Origin of the sequence: Paenibacillus sp. IHBB 10380 (assembly GCF_000949425.1) — a bacterium.
Lineage (GTDB): Bacteria > Bacillota > Bacilli > Paenibacillales > Paenibacillaceae > Paenibacillus_AQ.
In genome coordinates this window covers 1,992,431-2,011,329 of sequence record NZ_CP010976.1, presented here as the reverse complement: position 1 = coordinate 2,011,329, position 18,899 = coordinate 1,992,431, and the positions used below count along the sequence as shown (strand labels likewise).

The window sequence follows — 18,899 nt, the reverse complement described above, 5'->3', positions numbered from 1 at the left end:
AAGGAAAACCCGTTGTATTATCCTCGAAAAAGGGTGTGTTGAATCATTACGCTAACGGAGAACAATCACCAGGACTAGGCTGGCGGTATGAAACGGCATCCTAGGTGAGCTAACGGGCAGGATATGTTAATCAATTCGCGAATACTTCAAATAATCATTAGCAAAGATTCTGCATGAACCATAAAAAATGGTATCCTCAAAAAAGTGAAGGGGCAGCATAGCCTTATGAAACTAGGACATATAATGATTTTCGTCAATGACATGACAAAGGCGAGATGGTTTTATTCTGAATTGCTGGGTTTGCAAACACTGTTAGAGCAAGAAAATAAGCTTGTATTTGCCCTTGACGGCTGTCAGCTTATAGCTTTTAAGTGTGAAAAGACCAAAGAAATTGGAGATTATTCAAACGAGGCTAGAACAGTCTTGGTGTTTGAGGTCGTATCTGTTGAGCAAACTTATAAGGAAATGAAGGAAAAGGGTATTCAGTTTTTGCATGATAAACCTACTCAAGGGCGATATGCTGCTTTCGTTGATCCGTTTGGTAACGTGCATGAAATCGCTGAATCGTTTGATTGAGAGTCGTTCGGAAAAATGACCCCGTAACTTCTAAATCTTCGTAATAATAGTATTTTACGTATAAAATTTATTATATGGAGGTCCAAAATTATGGAAGTATCTAAGGGAGTAGAAATGCTTCATCTAGATTTTCATGGGAATATTATTCACCCAACTCTTTTGTGGGATCAAGAAATGGCCGTTTTAATAGACACAGGATTCCCAGGGCAAATTGAAGATTTACGCGTCGCCATGGAAAAGGTAGGAGTGTCGTTCGACAAACTAAAAGTTGTGATTTTGACGCATCAGGATGTGGATCATATAGGTAGTCTTCCTGAGATTTTGAAGGAGTGTGGCAATGATGTTAAAGTATATGCACACGAGCTGGATAAGCCGTATATTCAGGGGGAGATACCTCTTATAAAAGACGGTCACCTTGAGAATCCCCCGAAGGGCAAAGTGGATGAAACCTTGATAGACGGTCAGGAACTGCCGTTTTGCGGCAGGATTCGCGTCATCCATACTCCTGGGCATACTCCCGGTCATATCAGCCTTTATTTAAAGCAAAGTAAGACTCTCATTGCCGGGGATTCGATGTACAGTGTAGACGGGATTCTCGGGGGAATTCATGTCCCGACCACACTGGATATGAATGCAGCTCGTCTCTCTTTGAAAAAATATGTAGACCTTGACATTGCATCCGTGGTTTGTTATCACGGGGGATTAAGTAATGTAAATGTAAATGATCAGATATTAGGACTTAGCCAAGGATTATAAAGTTAAGGTTTCAGCAAGTTATCTTTTAGTGAAACGATGTTGTTACGCTAACGGGACACGATAGTTCAAATGTATTTAGGCTGCCATAAGGCAGCCTTTTCTCAATTAACGGGCAGTATAGTTGAGCAATGGACATGTTAATATTGGATGAAGTACCATAGAAAATTAAACCTTTATAAATATCTAACATCTATACTGTCATGAGTGTCTAAAGAGAGGGGTTCCTATGAGATCATCTAAAATAAAATTATTTGTAATTCTGAATGTTATTCTATTCCTAATTGTTGGCTGTAATAATGGCAATAAGGAGAGAGCTGTTAATGAATTCTCAATCTATTTGGTTAAAGACTTATCCACAACTGAAGCCATGAGTAAAAAGCTTGATGATCTTCCATTAGAAACAATACCTGTGCTTACCGACAAGGAAATTAGAACATACAATTGGACAGAACATGAATTCACAATGAAGGAAGGCATTAGTTTAGAGGAAAAGCTAGAAGTAAAAGTACCAGCAGGCGGTAAACCTTTTGTTGTAGTTGTGGGTAATGAAAGAATATATCTAGGGACTTTTTGGTCCCATTTATCTTCTCAATTTCTTGATCTTGATATTCCGAGGATCTCTTCTAATTGGCTTAAAGGAAGTGATAACGATATGTACAAAATACGCTCTGGAAAAATTCAAGATCCTAGAGATGATACTAAAATATTTGGGGCATTAAAAGGATTAGGGAAAGTTATTAATTTGTAATTCTTCTAGGGAGTGCTGAGTATTAGTTTCATCAGCATATTTTCAGGGATTATACTTCACTAAAGGGACACTATAGCGCAATGAGAAGAGGATGCCAGCATCATCGGCAGTCCTTTTTCAACTAACGGGCAGAACTCTGAATTGTTTGCTACTAAACTCATTGGCATACTTTTTTCTTCTTTTAACTCTTGAATCGCTACAGGATAAACTGGGTTCTTATCAACCGTAATCACACGTGGAGTTGTAGAATGGCACGTAGCCAAGGCTTTCTTAAAAAAGCGCTTGGCTGCTTGTTTATCTCTTAATTCACTTAGATAAAAATCAATCGTATTCCCTTCTGAATCGAATGCACGATACAAATACATCCATTGTCCTTTTACTTTTATGTATGTTTCATCTGCTCTCCACGAGTCATTGGTCTGCTTGAGATTCCGCAATTATTGAAGTTTCTGTACCAGAACCCTCTAGGAATTAAACCGACAAATATATTTCTCAATTCTAAATTATTAGATAACAACATACGCTTAACGGTATGTAAAAATATCCAAATAAAGGAAGGGGATTAATTAATTATTGTTCTTGTATTTTACTTTACTATGTAAAGTTTGAAGTTCGAAATGTTGATCGTATTGTTCGCAATAGTAGGAGTATGACCAATAATGTGAATTAATTATGTGAAATAGAAAGGGTGTATTGATATGGTGAAAAGAGATATTTCAGCAAGAAATCTTGGAGGTAAGGAAGGTTCTCCTTTTTTACTAAAAAAAGAAGAATGGGTTAAAATTCAAAAATACACAGGTGATGGTGCATATTTACCTGTAAATGTTAAGGAGATGCGTAAAGCTTTAGCGTTGGATAACGCAGTGTCACTTCCAGATTTTGGAGAGTTATATACAGTTAATACAAGTATTAAAGATCATTGTACAAACTGGAACGATACTACCTACAGAGGAATTCTTGATGTTGCGCATCAAATTGTTAATTATTCAGGAAGAGCAAAAGTTTACTATGCACCTTTACTTGAACTTTTACCGGATATTTTAGAAGGTGATAATGAGGCCTTAGAAAAATTCCAGAAAATTTGTAAAAAGTTAGCGAGTGAAGCGAAAGAGTTCGGTGACCATGCTGGAACATTGGCGGAGGCCGTTGGAAAGTTCGCTACTGATACAGCAGCTGATTATACAAACTTAATAACGGTTAAAGTTAAATATGATAAATTGTATGGAGAAAATAGCCAAGTAGTAAAAGATCTTAGAACTGAAGTAGACAAATTGCGGAAAGAGCTAGAACAATATACAGACGAATTCGAAGATTATGAATCTCAATCTTGGTTGTCTTTATTACTTGGTCCTGTTTTTGGTTTTATATTAAAGGGAATTCTTGACAGTACGAAAGGGAAAATGTTACAGGCTCAAATTGAGGCTACAAAACAAAAAATCGAAGCAACAGATGCAACTATACAGCGAAATGTTTATTTAATGTCTTTACTCGATAAGGCAGATGTGGGAACAGACAAAACCCAAAAACAGATAGAGGAGGCACTTCCTGTAATTGATAAAATCAAGGGGATTTGGAATTCTCTTAATGCTGACCTTTTAGCACTTTCAGAAATTACAATGGAAGATATTCATGATGATCCGGAATTTGCCGACCTTGGAATTGAATTCGCAATTTCACAATGGGTAACAGTAGGTGAACAAGCAAATGATTTCCGAGTTAATGCAGATGTAGGATTTATAGTTGATCAATATATCGCATAAGCATAAATACATTAAAAGAAATGAATAGGATAGAGCGTATATAACAAAATTATGTGCTATCTAGGGTATTAACTTATAAATCAGTAGAAACTAAAACTATGAATACAGGGTAGGGGCAAAGGAAGAACAAGAAACCGAGATTTAATTCTTACTTGTGTAGCTTCTTTTGTCCCTAATTTGATGTAAATGGGGGAAATACATGATAGCTAATAAAATGGATTATAAAAAACTATATGAAGAATTGTTGAATAATCAACACATTCCAGGAACATTTTATTTAAGTTCTACTAAAGTAAAATATGAGATTCGTAATTTATTTGTTGATTTAGGCCAGGTATACAAGGAAATTGAGGAACAAAAGTTAGAGCCAATCGCTATATCAATTTATGCTGATGTTGTTAGAATACCTGCAAATTTTAGCTGCACTTTAAAAGATATGGAACTAATTATTAGAACAAGACGTGTGGAAATAGAATCAGAGGGTACCGCAGAGATCCTATTAGATTATCAAAGTGAAAAAAAACGCGCACAGTTGACAATCTATGGGCTTGAGCTTGCTGGAACGTTACATGCTGTACCAAATTATGGTCAAGGGACCACTCCACCTCATTCTATTGAGCTTACGAATAAGGGAGTCCGATTGTCTGACAAGGATGGTAAATTCACAATAGAAGAGGTCACATATGTCGTTCCTACACCTCAATTTTCAAAACTTTTTATGTCTGTTTTTCAAGTTGCTTGTCTATTTTTTGAATCTCAACCTGATATTGCGATTCGCCAATTAAATTGGTTGAAAGCTTTTACAGCTCAGAATAAAGATTTAAATTCATTGTGTGTACAAAGCACCTCATTACTTACTATTTTAACTGCTAACCATGGTGAGAATACGTTTGTTCCACTTCTGGATAAAGAGCTTTATAGAGAGGAAATTGCTGCTTTCTTGGCTGCAGCGCAGCAGTTTGAAGAACAATATTACCGTTACTTAGATAAAAACTTGGCAATTGCAGATCGAAAGGCAGCAGCTACTCTTATGCTCCAGCATGAGCAGGATACATTGTTATTTAAAGAAACACTAATTAATCAAGCAAAAGACAATCTGAGAAGTACTCAGGATGCTGTTGAATCATCCTTGCGTCAATTCGAAAAACAGCAACATATCGTAACAGAAGCTAAAATTGATTTCGAGTTTGGGCTTATAAAATATAATTATGAACAACAGATGAAGTTAGCTTTTAAAATAGTAACCGCTATTCTCAATTTTGCAGAATCTATGGGCGCGATAATTGGATCAGGAGGGACTGCTGCACCTGGAGAAATTATCGATATAATTAACAGTTTAAAAGAAGTAATAGAAGCTGGAGGTGAGCTAGGTTCATTAGCGCAAACATTAAAAGAATGTATGGAGAAACTTAATGAATTAGTTGAATTAATTAATAAAATATATGCATTAGCTGCCGAGATATCAGAAGCGTCTGCTGATATGGATTTCCCAGATGAACTCTTTAAAAAGATTCAAGAAACGGAGTGGGAAATGCCCAAAGAGGATCTGACTGGAGAAGCAACGTGGAAAGTATTTCAGTTAAAAACAGCGGCTGCTTTAGAAGATGCTATTAAGAAAGAGATTGAGGGGGCTAGAGAATATCTACTTTCATTAGATATTTTAGCTGTCTATGGGCAAACACTTGCTTCGAATCAAGTGACAATCATTCGTTGTAGTCAAGAACTGTTTCGTCTGCTGATGGAAAAACACATAAACCAAGCAGATCTTGCACGGTTGAAAGAATACATTGAGAATCTGGAAGGACAAGAATCTGAAAACGAAGAAATGGAACAAAAGTTATATCAACGCTATTTAGATATGAAGCAAATTCTATTTGTAGCTTTAGCAAATTATAAACATGCGTATAAGTATTGGGCTCTCCGTGATTCAGATGTAAATCCTAATATTTTAAAAGATGTATCAGAATTAAAAGTTGATGTTGCTACATTACAAAGGGACTGTATGGAAGCTTTAAAACAATTTAATCCACCACCTCAACCATTTCAAAATCGAATAGTAGAGATTACAGATTCTAAGACTTTGGAATCCCTTAAGGAGACGAGAGAAGCTTCTTGGGAAATCAACCTAAAGGATTCATTTTTTGAAAACGAGTATCGTGTTCGGCTTAAATTAATGCGAATTTGGTTAGATGGAGTTGACGCTACTTCTAAAGTACAAATACGGATTACGAATTCGGGACATTATTATGATATTTATAAAGATAAAAAGTTTCAATTTAATACAGAACCCTTTAAACTAGGTTTTAGCTATGAAGGTTCAACGATTATTACTGATGGCACAATAGCTGAAGAATTTGCTTACGATTACTTTATTCCAAATCCCTTTACAACTTGGACAATTAAAGTAACGGATGGACCAGACCTTTCTAACGTTACAAAAATTCGAATGGAACTAGCAGGATCTCTTGTTGCTAATTATAAGAAAAAATCCTGTCTTAAATGATCTAATCGAATCTTTCTAAAATGGAATGAGTAAATACAAATAACAATTATCTAGTGGGGTGTTTACATGAACCATTTAGCCTTTTCTCCACGTGAATTAGGAGGGAAAAATTCTCCTTTTCTCCTTACAATAGAAGAATGGCGTTCATTCGCTGGTTATTTAAACGAGTGGATCTCAGCACCAACCAGTATAGATCATGTGAAGGAAAGAATATATAGCATACTCGATGGAAAATTTAAAAAAAATTGGGATAGACTCATAACAACTTCTACTTTTAGTAGTTTAGTTGAAGAAGCAATTGCGACTAAGTTAAATGTTAGAGAGAAGTGTAATTTCTGGGAAAATGGAGGACATAAAGATATACTTATCCTTTCTCAAAACATTGTAGCCTATGCAGATTTAATCACTATTAAATATTATAATGATCTTAATCAAATACTATCGGAAGCACTAAATGGTAAATTATCTCCAAATACTAAATCAAAATTCGTAAATATATGTAAAGATTTATCTAATCACGCACAGACCTATTATCAACAGTCTCAATCTATGGCAACGTCCATCTCCGAATTTTATTCAGAGATACAAAAATATGAAGAAACAGTACAAAATTGGTCGCATATGATGTCACAGTTACCACTGTATGACTCGAATGATTTCGCTGTTGCACAAAACACAGTTGTCTATTTAGTAGCGCCAGTCATGAATTTGATTCAGTATAAAGATTTCGTGTCAACTGTTATTCGAAAAGTCCATAGAATATGGAGCGCTATATCTTATGATTTAAAAGATACGGCAGACAATATTGAGGATATCGAAAATTTGGAGGAATTCATTGCTGCTTTAGAGCTTGAATTGGCCTTTGAAGATTGGAAACAAATTCGGGATGAAGCGGAAGATTTTTATAAAAATGCAAGTAACATTTCTTGATGAAATCGTATTTTACAACAGAAGAAGTCGTCGACTTCTTCTTTTCATTAAGTTTCGTAAGGTACGACTTTTGGAACAGTTTTAATTTCCACATATCATTGGTGTAACGTAAAAGTAACTGTCCCCGTACGTCCTGTGAGGAGATAGTGAAAGAACGTTGGGATGTTCGTAATTTAGGTATTCCTTATAACTCTACTAGGGCTGAATACCATCTGAACTTCGAAAAAATTGATGAAGTCTATAAAGCTCTAATTAAGAAGTATCTCCAAGAACGTATATTCGTCCAGGATGCTATATAGTTTTCAACAGCTAGAAGTGAGCTTCACACCTTAATCCCTTTTATTAAATTCATAGTCTTTAAACATCCAGAGTGGACTGAGCTTAAGAATCTTAACAGAAATGATATGGAGGAGTATCTAGAGTTATTAAAAACCACCCCGATGAGGGGGAATAAAGATATAAATTTTAAAGGAATAAAACCGACAAATAATAATATATGGAGCTGCGAATATTAGGATCGGTCGCTCTTCAAGCGCTGCTGTATGTAGATGGATGGATGGCTGACGTTAGCGGTATGAAGCCGGCGTGTTCATATTTATAATTATGTTTCATTTATATATCACCTCTCTTTGAAATTTCGACATTTTATTTGTTGTTTCCTTTATTTCTAAGATAAGGGAGAATTAACTGATAAAAAGATGATGGGTTTTTCTAGAGTATGAAGTGAGAGCAACATCATAAAATGATGTTGTTTATTTGGTAATTTCGGAGATACATTTGCGATAGAAGACCCCAACTTATGCGCTCCTATTGCGTAACATTGCCCGCTGTTTCTGCTTGCTCGGCGGTTGTTGGTACTGATTTTCTTTCAAAATATCTCTATTACGTTGAATAAAAAAATCTGATATACTATTGATAATTGATGTACTGTGTTGTACGATGTATATGCAGGAGGTACAATACATGAATGTCGAAGATTGGAAATCACAAATTAAGCGAGGAACACTCGAATTTTGTATTCTATTGCTAATAAAGCAGCGACCATATTATGGGTATGAAATCATAAGTAAGTTAGAGCAGTATCCTACTTGTTGCTGCAAAAGAAAATACAATTTATTCTCTGCTTAGAAGATTATTGAAAGAAGAATATATTTCTTCATCTTGGCAAGAAAGTACAGAGGGCCTGCCACCGAGAAAATATTATACCATTACAGAAAAAGGAGACGAATACTTAAACGCTGTATCCTTAGAATGGGATAATTTATTAACAGCTATATCAGAAATTAAAGGAGCGTTAAATTATGGATAAAATTATGAATGACTATCTTGAAAAAATTGAAAAGTATTTGAAATCTATGTCCGATTCCGAGCGTATTGACATTGTAAAAGAAATCAAAAGTGTAATGCTTGAATTGCAAAATAATGGTGTATCTTCTGAGCAAATCATCGAACGGTTAGGAAACCCAAAAGAATTAGCGAAAGCATACTTAGGTGAAGCCATTTCAAAGAACAGTAAATTTAGTTGGCGTAAATTCGGCGCTGTATTTGCATTTTGTAGCAGCTTTGGAGGCGCCAGCGGTATGTTTCTTTTGCCTTTTATCAGTACTCTTTCCATTGCTTTAATGATTAGTGGGGTTATTACACCAATAGGCGGAATTATTAAATTTGTCGGGTATCTTATGGGATATGATATTGCCGGAATAACAATCGAAATGGGAGCATTTACACCAAGCCCAATGCAGTTCTTGCCAATTTCTATTGTGATGGGTGTGTTGATGTTTTGGTTGGGGAAAGTGTTATGGAATCTTACAATTAAATATATCCACGCAATTAGTCAGAAAATGAAAAAAATAGAAATATAAAAAGAACGGGGCGCGGCGGTCATTCATAGACCAACCGCACCCCGTTTTTACTATGGGTGTGTCACGCAGCAGAACGCTGATTTTGTGGGAAAAGGTATAAAACCCTTGCCCCTCTCAAAATGCGCCCGGAAAACCGCGCTATACAGGGGCTTATGCACCCCTATGGCGTAACATTGCCAGCTGTTTCTGCTTGCGCTCGGCGGTTGTTAATACTGAATTTCTTTCAAAATATCTCTATTACGTTGAATAAATAAATTCTGATATACTATTGCTAATTGAGGTACTGTGTTGTACGATGTATGCAGGGGGTAGGTATGAAAGGCGGAACAGATATGACGTATGTATGAAAAACAAACCAGTTAACAAGAGTATTTCAAGGAAAAGAAGTAATTTCTGGGGTTAACATACATGTGAAAAAAGAGGAATTTAAAGCTTGTTAGGACAGAATGGCGTTGGTAAAACAACAATTATGAAGATGATTACAAACTTAATGATGACATTTCGTCATTGGTGGAGGTGATAGCTGTGTGATTAATATGGAACAACAAGCAACCACCTATACAATATTAATAGAGAAGAGGAATGCCTTATGAAAATACGTAGTCAAATTACATTTGCAAGTCTGGCCCTTTTAATAACTGGAAGTTCCCTGCTATCCACATCACCAACCTCAATTGTAAAAGCAGAGCCCACTCAAAATGTATCTAGTTCGTTACAAACAAGCACTCAACGAAATCATAATTCCGTCAAGCAAGCAATGCGGGATACATTGCAACTTGGATTCCCGGGGATACTTGCTAAAACTTCTGAGGGTGGAAAAACGTGGGGTTATGCCGCTGGGGTAGCGAATCTGAGCACCAAGAAACCAATGGAAACAGATTTTCGCTTTCGCATTGGCAGCGTGACGAAGACGTTCACCGCAACGATTGTACTTCAATTAGCTGGAGAGAACCGCTTGAATCTAGACGACTCCATCGAAAAATGGTTGCCTGGTGTCATTCAAGGAAACGGATATAATGGTAAACAGATTACCATCCGGCAGATATTGAACCATACAAGTGGTATCGCTGAATACTCAAGGTCAAAAGACGCTGATTTTATGGATACAAAAAAATCGTATACGGCTGAAGAAATAGTGAAGATGGGGATTTCTCTGCCCCCAGACTTTGTCCCAGGAAAGAGATGGTCTTATTCAAACACAGGATACGTATTACTGGGTATTCTTATTGAAAAAGTAACCGGAAACAGCTACGCGGAAGAGATTGAAAATCGGATTATTGAACCGCTTGAATTGTCGGATACATTCCTACCTGGCAATTCAAGCGTTATTCCAGGCACCAAGCATGCTCGGGGATATTCCCAACCAGACGAAGCAAGTGAGATAAAAGACGTTACTTATTATAACCCAAGTGCAGGTAGCTCGGCTGGAGATATGATTTCTACTGCTGACGACTTAAATAAATTCTTCTCTTCCTTGCTCGGTGGCAAATTACTGAAGGAACAGCAACTAAAACAAATGCTTACTACAGTTCCTACAGGAAGAGCAGGAATGGATGGATGGGGTCTTGGAATCTTTGAAACTAAGCTTCCAAACGGGGTCTCGATATGGGGACACACAGGTGGCATTTTAGGGTTTTCTACTATTGCTGGAGGTACACTTGGAGGAAAGCATACGTTAGTCGTCAGTTTGAACAGTTTGGGTAGAGATAACAGTCCTAATCCTTTTAAAAATATTTTACTTGCTGAATTTAGCAAGTAGGAAAAACGGAAAAATTTTGTCATAGTTTTTATAATTGAAAAATACCTTTCTGGTCCCAAAGCCCCAACTTACTTTTAAAAATGAGTTTGGGGCTTTTTGGAATTCTGGCGGCAACCCAACGCTATTAAGCTAATAAAACAAAATACTCCCTAAAATGAGAAAATACGCTATTCTTTCTATAGAATTATAGGAAAGGATGGCGTTTTTTATGAATCTATCGATTCAAGATGAGTTTTATTTGTTCGCTGAAGAATTACAGCGATATCTATCTCAACATATTCTTCAAAAACTTGCACAAGAAACAGGTTTTGTAAAATGGAAAAGTAAGTATGGCGCACGAGATTTGGCTGCTTTATGTATTTGGATCAGTCAACATGTAGCAAGCAATTCCCTCACTCGATTATGTAGTCAGCTTTATGCAAATACAGCTACACTCATGAGCCCAGAAGGACTTAATCAACGTTTTAACCGATGCGCTGTTTTATTTCTACAGCGGATTTACATAGTAGAAAACTCCTCAATTTTCAAATGGAACCAGGTAAAAATAATGATAAAACCTTTGGCACAGAGTGCTTGGATACCTTACGACCAGGAGATTTATGTATTCGAGATTTAGGATACTTTTCTCTAAAAGATTTAGACCAGATAGATCAACGAGGGGTATTCTATGTTTCAAGGTTGAAATTAAATAATAGAGTATATGTAAAAAATGAATCGCCAGAATTCTTTCGGGATGGGACAGTTAAAAAGCAATCTTTATATGTTTTACTTGACCTTGAAGATATCATGCATCAGATAAAACCAGGAGATACTTATGAAATTCGGAAGGAAATCTCTTTTTGGTATCAATCATTGTCACAATATTAAGCGAGAGCGTCTAGAATGTCATCTTTATGGACAGTTAATTGCTATTTTTCTTTGTTCTTCCACTATGTTCAAAATGCGACAGCTGATACTACAGAAAAAACAAAAAGAGTTAGGTGCCGTTTAACAAATAGCCGCAATTTTAGCGGCTTTCAATTTCTATATGTACTTGTTGTCTGACAGTTTTTTTCAATCATTATTTTTCAATTTTTAAACCTTGCCCCTCTCAAAACGCGCCCGGAAAACCCGCGCTATACAAGGGCTTATGCGCCCCTATTGCGTAACATTTCCCGCTATTTCTGCTTGCGTTCGGCGGTTGTTGGTACTGAATTTCTTTCAAAATATCTCTATTACGTTGAATAAAAAATTTTTGATATATTGATATTTGATGTACTGTGTTGTACGATGTATATGCAGGAGGTGCAATACATGAATGTAGAAGATTGGAAATCACAAATTAAGCGAGGAACACTCGAATTTTGTATTCTATTGCTAATAAAGCAGCGACCATATTATGGGTATGAAATCATTAGTAAGTTAGAGCAGTATCCTATTGTTGCTGCAAAAGAAAATACAATTTATCCTCTGCTTAGAAGAGTATTGAAGGAAGAATATATTTCTTCATCTTGGCAAGAAAGTACAGTGGGCTTGCCACCGAGAAAATATTATACCATTACAGAAAAAGGAAACGAATACTTAAACGCTATGTCCTTAGAATGGGATAATTTACTAACAGCTATATCAGAAATTAAGGAGCGTTAAATTATGGATAAAATTATGAATGACTATCTTGTAAAAATTGAAAAGTATTTGAAATCTATGTCCGATTCCGAGCGTATTGACATTGTAAAAGAAATCAAAAGTGTAATGCTTGAATTGCAAAATAATGGTGTATCTTCTGAGCAAATCATCGAACGGTTAGGAAACCCAAAAGAATTAGCGAAAGCATACTTAGGTGAAGCCATTTCAAAGAACAGTAAATTTAGTTGGCGTAAATTCGGCGCTGTATTTGCATTTTGTAGCAGCTTTGCAGGCGTCAGCGGTATGTTTCTTTTGCCTTTTATCAGTACTCTTTCCATTGCTTTAATGATTAGTGGAGTTATTGCACCGATAGGCGGAATTATTAAATTTGTCGGGTATCTTATGGGATATGATATTGCCGGAATAACAATCGAAATTGGAGCATTTACAGCAAACCGCCCAATGGAGTTCTTGCCAATTTCTATTGTGATGGGTGTGTTGATGTTTTGGTTGGGGAGAGTGTTATGGAAACTTACAATTAAATATATACACGCAGTTAGTCAGAAAATAAAAAAAATGGAAATATAAAAAAACGGGGCGCGGCAGTCATTCATAGACCAACCGCACCCCGTTTTTTCTAAAAAGTGTGTCACGCAGTAGAACGCTGATTTTGAGTGAAAAGGTATAAACGGGACACTATAGTTTAACAATCACCAGGACGAGGCTGCCGGCATGAAACGGCAGTCTCGTTGAGCTAGCGGGCAGTAACGCTTAACAAAGATGATGTTGAATTTGTCACAATAACCACTAATAAGTAGGTCGGCTACATGTTGCTTGCGTGGGTACGACAATTCCTGGGTTATACGATGTCGGTTTGTCCAAACAACGCTCATTTGCGTCAGCCACTATTATCGGTGTAGGTGATGATGCACAAAAACCCATTATCTTCACATTAGAAGAGAATGGGCTAGAAGATTAAGAATGAACAAATAAAGGCGGATTAAACCGCTAATTTTTGTGGTTCATTTACAGAGTGACGTCCGCTTACCGCAAGCATGATTACAGAAATAATGATGAGTATAAAACAAAACACAAATGAATACCGGTAACCTACAATACTGGCTAATCCCCCGCCAACAAGACTACCAATCAGTCTGCCGATCGTGGATGAATTGGAGTAGAGCGTGGATGCATACCCAGGCATGCTTGGAAGCAGATCCTGAATGTAGCTAATGCCAATCGCTGAAATAACGGCAACAAAAACGGCGAGAAAAATTTGGGCTGCAAGCATCTGCCACATCGCGCCTGAGATAATGACAACGAGATAATAAACTCCTCCTAGAATGGCCCCACACATCATCAAGATTCGGTTACTGTACTTTGCACTGAGTAGACCGAGCATAATCATAAAAGGAATTTCCAGCGCAGCACAAATACTGCTGACTAGACCGACATCGCTTGTCGTTCCCCCTAGATTGTTTGTAATAAAGAGGGCGGTATTGAGGGTGCTCGTCCAGTGAGCTATATACATAAGTATCAGAATCAGAAAAGGAAGCAGAATATTACGGTTCTGACCCAGCCGGAAACTTTTTACTTTTACTTCAGCATTACTTCTTTTCAGTTCTGTATTTGATTTGAGAAATAGGAAAATAAGTAAGGCAACAAGCAGGAAAACTCCGATCGTACCCGAGAAAATCCCCTTAAACCCAACAGCAGCGATTAGCAAGGTACCGATTAAAGGACCTGTAATAAAACCGAGTGAGAAAGCAGAACGCAAGGTAGAATTAGCAAACGCATGCTCAGTAAAATTACTCTTATTCACTGCTTCTCTAGAAATGGCGAACAATTGAGGCATCCCTGGTGCACCGAGGGCAGTGAACAGAGTCATGTAGACGAACAAGATCGTAAAATCCTGAATGAGCAAGTATCCGCTAAAAGCCATAGCATTGCAGAGCGTGGAGACAAGGTAAACGCTTTTTCGATTCAAGCCGAGGTCAGAGCGTCTCCCGATTAGCGTACTGATCCATATCCCGGCAATTAACGTGACGGCTAGAAAAATACCAAACATCCCGACAGATACTCCAAGCTGTTCCGTGAAATAAATTGATAAAAAAGGTGCGCTGAGTGAAATACCCATTCCCTGCAGTAACATACATAAAAAGAGTAAGGCATAAGAGGGAATCGAAAATAGTGCAGTGAGTCGTTTGATCATGATGTGAAGTTACTCCTCTATATTTGTTTAGATAGTCAATCTGGTTATAGTATACTTGAAAAAGACAGCAATAATATATATGATATTGGACTAGAAACCTCAACTATTTGGCTAAAGGTGTGCGTCCTGTACCTACGGAGTTTATCGTAGTGGATGGATATTCGCAGTTTCTCGAATAGTGTTTATATGCTAGTATCCAAAAATCCAAACTAACAGAAGTTCAAGATCATTGGGCGGTAACTGAGATTAGCGAGTTGGATCGTAGGATGATCGTGCAAGGTGTAGATAATAATTTTAATTGATTCGATGTACATCAAATAGCAAAAAGCCATCGTTTTGATCAAATGCAAGTCATTATGCAGTTGATTTGATTGTTAACTCAACCGGGATTTTTATCCAAGGAAAAAGTGGATTAGTTAACTCGCAACTCAGGTCTAGACTTTACAATTATTCAGCCACCAACACTAACTTTTGCTTCTCCAACAGGTACTTACCGTCACGGTGATTATAAGGGTAAGTCTATTTTCGGAAAAATTAGTCGGGCTGATTTAGATGAGTTTATGATAAGTAACCTTGAAAAAAGACGATATATAAATGAATCCGTTTATGTACAGCAATAATAATCTGGTTTACAGGAAAGGGAGTAGTGCCGGATGGGAGATATAAAGGCGTAACCCTAATGCAAAATTGATTTCTTTAAAAAAATTTTTGATGAGAATGGACTCGGAAGTTGACCAATGACATAAATGTGCATACAAAAGCAGTATCAGTAAAACCTGATAATTCAGCCCTGGACGGATATGGATACATGTGACTAAATTCTGGTTGATCACTCGCATTTCCAGCCATATCGCATAGATATATGTGATATTCCCGCAGGAATCTATCCAATACCATTCCATTTAAGTTGAGAGATAGTTGTTCACTGTTTCGAAAATTGGAAATAGGGTAAACCAAAAGATTAGGGGAGAGTGATCCTAATGATAGAAGAGAGAAAAGAAAACTGGGATGAAGATACTCCGGTTGTATTAACATTTCAGGATTTACTTAGGCTGCAAAGGACCGATAGGGAACTATGCAGTGACGGAGTTTGGCTCGAACCATGGTTTTTAATGTGACTAATGATAGCGGGAAATCAAAAAAGAACCTGATAATTTTTATCAGATTCTTGTATATTGCATATAAACAGACTCGATGATATAATCGGATCACGACTTTGAAAATGTTGATGGACATAATTATCTACCTTACAATTTGATTTTATCATGCCGGTGAACTCTTGTCAAATTTTTTTCTCAATTTAATGGTTAGGAGCGATATTGAATGAGTTCTTTGGTTCTCGGTTTTCAGGAAATGGAAAAAACGCAGCTTTTGCTCGTTGGCGGAAAAGGGTTGAATTTAGGGAAATTATCAAATATTGAAGGAATACAAGTACCAGAAGGATTTTGTGTTACAACAGTGGGGTATCAAAAAGCCCTCGAACAAAACGAAACGTATCATGCTTTGCTTAATCGACTAACAATACTAAAAGTAGAAGATCGAGAGCAAATTGGTGAAATCAGTAGGAAGATTCGACAACTCATTATGGAAGTAGAAATTCCTTCCGATGTTGTGACAGCAGTTACTCACTATCTCTCCCAGCTTGGTGAAGAACATGCTTATGCAGTACGTTCTAGTGCGACTGCTGAGGATTTACCACATGCCTCTTTTGCTGGTCAACAGGATACCTATTTAAATATCATCGGAAAAGAAGCAATCATGCAGCACATAAGCAAATGTTGGGCATCTCTATTTACGGATCGCGCGGTAATCTACCGTATGCAAAATGGATTTAACCACAGACAGGTATATTTATCTGTTATCGTGCAAAAGATGGTTTTCCCTCAGGCTTCAGGGATTTTATTCACTGCTGATCCGATGACTTCTAATCGAAAGCTGCTATCTATTAATGCCAGTTTTGGACTCGGCGAAGCTCTGGTCTCTGGCTTGGTATCTGCCGATTGTTATAAAGTACAGGAAGAGGAAATCGTCGATATGATGATAGCAACCAAAAAATTGGCTGTCTATGGATTAAAAGAAGGTGGAACAGAGACCCGGAAAATCGATCTCGATCAGCAAAAGACTCAAACACTTACGGAACAACAAATTTTACAACTGGCACGAATAGGTAGAGAGATTGAAGCTTATTTTGCTTGCCCACAAGATATCGAATGGTGTTTGGATCATGATACTTTTTATATTGTTCAGAGTCGGCCAATCACTACTTTATACCCGATCCCTGAAGTAAATGATCAAGAAAATCACGTTTACGTATCTGTCGGTCATCAACAAATGATGACGGATCCCATAAAACCACTAGGGTTGTCTTTTTACCTGTTAATAACTCCTGCACCCATGCGTAAAGCCGGTGGAAGGTTGTTTGTTGATGTTACACATATGCTGGCTTCACCTGTCAGCAGAGAAACTTTCTTAAATACCCTGGGAAAATCCGATCCGCTCATAAAAGACGCATTTATGACCCTAATAGAGCGAGATTATATAAAATCGTTACCAGATGATAGAAAAGAACTGAGTCCCGGTAATAGCAGTAAAGGTAGGTCGTCTGCAGGTTTTCAAGCACAAATCGAAAATGATCCGGCAATCGTTTCTGATTTGATTAAGAACAGTCAAACATCGATAGAAGAATTAAAACAAAACATCCAAACGAAATCAGGAGCAGATTTATTTGATTTTATTCTCGAAGATCTCCAGGAATTAAAGAAGATCTTATCTGACCCACAAAGTTCAAAGGTTTTTATGACTGCTATGAATGCTTCGTCATGGATCAATGAAAAAATGTACGAGTGGTTAGGTGAAAAAAACGCAGCAGATACGCTTTCTCAATCTGTACCAAACAACATTACATCGGAAATGGGTCTGGCGCTATTGGATGTCGCAGATGTGATTCGTCCTTATCCGGAAGTAATTGATTATTTACAACATGTAAAAGATGATAATTTTTTAGATGAACTGGTTAAGTTTGATGGTGGACAGGAAACTCAAGACGCTATCTATGCTTATCTCAACAAATACGGAATGCGATGTGCCGGTGAAATCGATATTTCGAGAACTCGTTGGAGTGAAAAACCAATTACACTTGTCCCCATGATTCTCAGTAATATCAAAAACTTTGAGCCTAATGCTGGCAATCGGAAATTTGAGCAAGGGCGACAGGAAGCTTTAGAAAAAGAACAAGAGTTATTAGATCGATTGAAGCAATTACCGGATGGTGAACTAAAAGCTGAAGAGACAAAACGAGTGATCAGTTTAATCCGGAATTTCATCGGTTACCGTGAATATCCAAAATACAGCATGATTAATCGCTACTTCGTTTATAAGCAGGCTTTACTGAAAGAAGCCGAACAACTCGTACAAGCTAGCGTTATTCATGAAAAAGAAGATATATACTATCTCACTTTTGAAGAACTTCACGAAGTCGTACGCACAAATAAACTGGATTATCAGATCATCAGTAAACGAAAAGAAGATTACAATTTTTTTGAAAAACTAACTCCGCCACGTGTAATCACGTCTGACGGTGAAATCATTACAGGTGAATACAAACGAGAAAATCTGCCAGACAAAGCGATTGTAGGTTTACCTGTTTCTACCGGAGTTATAGAGGGACGAGCACGTGTCATCTTAAACATGGAAGAGGCAGATCTGGAAGATGGCGATATATTAGTCACCGCCTTTACTGACCCTGGCTGGACATCACTGTTTGTATCCATTAAAGGCCTGGTCACCGAAGTTGGCGGACTGATGACCCATGGAGCCGTTATCGCTCGTGAATATGGCTTGCCAGCAGTTGTCGGAGTGGAAAATTCTACCAAGCTGATAAAAGACGGGCAACAAATTCGTGTGAATGGAACAGAAGGGTATATCGAAATATTGTAATCGCTGAATACGTCAAGTAAGAGCCTCTGTCATAATGCAACCTGTTATAGATAAAAGGGCGGTTACCCTGTTCGTCCTTTTATCTACCTGGACGCTTGCGCGATCCCGATGAACGAGAATAAAGCATTGGACAACTTTGGAGAGGGAACTGGTGAAACTAATAAGCATGTGGACTAAATGCTAATGCTTCGATAGAATATCATTCTATAATGTTGTATTCAGGATTTTATTAAGGTAGATTGGAGAGGTAAT

General features: G+C 37.3%; 13 protein-coding genes and 5 pseudogenes. 16 read left to right on the top strand and 2 right to left on the bottom strand.

The window, feature by feature from the left end:
* Positions 1–225 precede the first annotated feature (225 nt).
* The 3 genes from UB51_RS08640 to UB51_RS08630 all read left to right on the top strand — a co-directional run bounded on the left by UB51_RS08640 (position 226) and on the right by UB51_RS08630 (position 2,080).
* Entirely contained in the window at positions 226–576 is a 351-nt protein-coding gene (locus tag UB51_RS08640) for a VOC family protein (protein WP_044876958.1), read from the top strand.
* A gap of 90 nt (positions 577–666) precedes the next feature.
* The gene (locus tag UB51_RS08635) at positions 667–1,332 is read left to right on the top strand and encodes an MBL fold metallo-hydrolase (RefSeq protein ID WP_044876957.1); all 666 of its coding nucleotides are present in this window, start codon (positions 667–669) and stop codon (positions 1,330–1,332) included.
* Positions 1,333–1,558: 226 nt separating this feature from the next.
* Positions 1,559–2,080, top strand: coding sequence for a hypothetical protein (locus UB51_RS08630; protein ID WP_044876956.1), 522 nt, complete (start codon positions 1,559–1,561; stop codon positions 2,078–2,080).
* A gap of 161 nt (positions 2,081–2,241) precedes the next feature.
* Here the strand turns inward: UB51_RS08630 and UB51_RS27000 are convergent.
* A pseudogene (locus UB51_RS27000) lies at positions 2,242–2,511 on the bottom strand (DDE-type integrase/transposase/recombinase); the annotation flags it as partial.
* A 267-nt stretch (positions 2,512–2,778) separates the two neighbouring features.
* On the opposite strand from UB51_RS27000, the gene UB51_RS08620 reads away from it, so the two are divergent.
* The 11 genes and pseudogenes from UB51_RS08620 to UB51_RS28475 all read left to right on the top strand — a co-directional run bounded on the left by UB51_RS08620 (position 2,779) and on the right by UB51_RS28475 (position 13,478).
* Entirely contained in the window at positions 2,779–3,840 is a 1,062-nt protein-coding gene (locus UB51_RS08620; protein ID WP_044876955.1) for an alpha-xenorhabdolysin family binary toxin subunit A, read from the top strand.
* Between the two features lie 199 nt (positions 3,841–4,039).
* Positions 4,040–6,343 carry a hypothetical protein gene (locus UB51_RS08615; RefSeq protein WP_044876954.1) on the top strand — a complete coding sequence of 768 codons (2,304 nt, stop codon included), beginning with the start codon at positions 4,040–4,042 and terminating at the stop codon, positions 6,341–6,343.
* A 66-nt stretch (positions 6,344–6,409) separates the two neighbouring features.
* Entirely contained in the window at positions 6,410–7,273 is an 864-nt protein-coding gene (locus tag UB51_RS08610; protein ID WP_044876953.1) for a hypothetical protein, read from the top strand.
* Positions 7,274–8,236: 963 nt separating this feature from the next.
* A pseudogene (locus tag UB51_RS29645) lies at positions 8,237–8,582 on the top strand (PadR family transcriptional regulator).
* On the top strand, positions 8,575–9,135 hold the full coding sequence (locus UB51_RS08600; protein ID WP_044876952.1) for a DUF1700 domain-containing protein: 561 nt from the start codon (positions 8,575–8,577) through the stop codon (positions 9,133–9,135). Before UB51_RS29645 ends, UB51_RS08600 begins: the two are co-directional and overlap by 8 nt.
* 332 nt (positions 9,136–9,467) lie before the next feature.
* Positions 9,468–9,628, top strand: a pseudogene (locus UB51_RS28870) (ATP-binding cassette domain-containing protein); the annotation flags it as partial.
* Between the two features lie 96 nt (positions 9,629–9,724).
* Positions 9,725–10,894 carry a serine hydrolase domain-containing protein gene (locus tag UB51_RS08595; protein WP_044876951.1) on the top strand — a complete coding sequence of 390 codons (1,170 nt, stop codon included), beginning with the start codon at positions 9,725–9,727 and terminating at the stop codon, positions 10,892–10,894.
* A 208-nt stretch (positions 10,895–11,102) separates the two neighbouring features.
* Positions 11,103–11,861: pseudogene (locus tag UB51_RS08590) on the top strand (transposase); the annotation flags it as partial.
* Positions 11,862–12,187: 326 nt separating this feature from the next.
* Positions 12,188–12,520 (top strand): PadR family transcriptional regulator, encoded by a 333-nt coding sequence (locus UB51_RS08585; RefSeq protein ID WP_044876950.1) that lies wholly within the window; start codon positions 12,188–12,190, stop codon positions 12,518–12,520.
* A gap of 3 nt (positions 12,521–12,523) precedes the next feature.
* The gene (locus UB51_RS08580; RefSeq protein ID WP_044876949.1) at positions 12,524–13,087 is read left to right on the top strand and encodes a DUF1700 domain-containing protein; all 564 of its coding nucleotides are present in this window, start codon (positions 12,524–12,526) and stop codon (positions 13,085–13,087) included.
* 250 nt (positions 13,088–13,337) lie between these two features.
* Positions 13,338–13,478: a hypothetical protein gene (locus UB51_RS28475; RefSeq protein WP_199924996.1), complete on the top strand. Its 141-nt coding sequence runs from the start codon at positions 13,338–13,340 to the stop codon at positions 13,476–13,478.
* 21 nt (positions 13,479–13,499) lie between these two features.
* Here the strand turns inward: UB51_RS28475 and UB51_RS08575 are convergent, their stop codons facing one another.
* Positions 13,500–14,711, bottom strand: coding sequence for a sugar efflux transporter (locus tag UB51_RS08575; RefSeq protein ID WP_044876948.1), 1,212 nt, complete (start codon positions 14,709–14,711; stop codon positions 13,500–13,502).
* Positions 14,712–15,142: 431 nt separating this feature from the next.
* Here UB51_RS08575 and UB51_RS29640 point away from each other — a divergent pair.
* Positions 15,143–15,331 (top strand): annotated as a pseudogene (locus UB51_RS29640) (hypothetical protein); the annotation flags it as partial.
* Between the two features lie 703 nt (positions 15,332–16,034).
* On the top strand, positions 16,035–18,647 hold the full coding sequence (ppsA, locus tag UB51_RS08570) for a phosphoenolpyruvate synthase (protein ID WP_044876947.1): 2,613 nt from the start codon (positions 16,035–16,037) through the stop codon (positions 18,645–18,647).
* The last annotated feature ends 252 nt before the right edge of the window (positions 18,648–18,899 follow it).

Coding starts and splice junctions, on each gene's coding strand:
- UB51_RS08640 (WP_044876958.1), top strand. CDS start 226: ATGAAACTAGGACATATAATGATTTTCGTCAATGACATGACAAAGGCG.
- UB51_RS08635 (WP_044876957.1), top strand. CDS start 667: ATGGAAGTATCTAAGGGAGTAGAAATGCTTCATCTAGATTTTCATGGG.
- UB51_RS08630 (WP_044876956.1), top strand. CDS start 1,559: ATGAGATCATCTAAAATAAAATTATTTGTAATTCTGAATGTTATTCTA.
- UB51_RS08620 (WP_044876955.1), top strand. CDS start 2,779: ATGGTGAAAAGAGATATTTCAGCAAGAAATCTTGGAGGTAAGGAAGGT.
- UB51_RS08615 (WP_044876954.1), top strand. CDS start 4,040: ATGATAGCTAATAAAATGGATTATAAAAAACTATATGAAGAATTGTTG.
- UB51_RS08610 (WP_044876953.1), top strand. CDS start 6,410: ATGAACCATTTAGCCTTTTCTCCACGTGAATTAGGAGGGAAAAATTCT.
- UB51_RS08600 (WP_044876952.1), top strand. CDS start 8,575: ATGGATAAAATTATGAATGACTATCTTGAAAAAATTGAAAAGTATTTG.
- UB51_RS08595 (WP_044876951.1), top strand. CDS start 9,725: ATGAAAATACGTAGTCAAATTACATTTGCAAGTCTGGCCCTTTTAATA.
- UB51_RS08585 (WP_044876950.1), top strand. CDS start 12,188: ATGAATGTAGAAGATTGGAAATCACAAATTAAGCGAGGAACACTCGAA.
- UB51_RS08580 (WP_044876949.1), top strand. CDS start 12,524: ATGGATAAAATTATGAATGACTATCTTGTAAAAATTGAAAAGTATTTG.
- UB51_RS08575 (WP_044876948.1), bottom strand. CDS start 14,711: ATGATCAAACGACTCACTGCACTATTTTCGATTCCCTCTTATGCCTTA.
- ppsA (WP_044876947.1), top strand. CDS start 16,035: ATGAGTTCTTTGGTTCTCGGTTTTCAGGAAATGGAAAAAACGCAGCTT.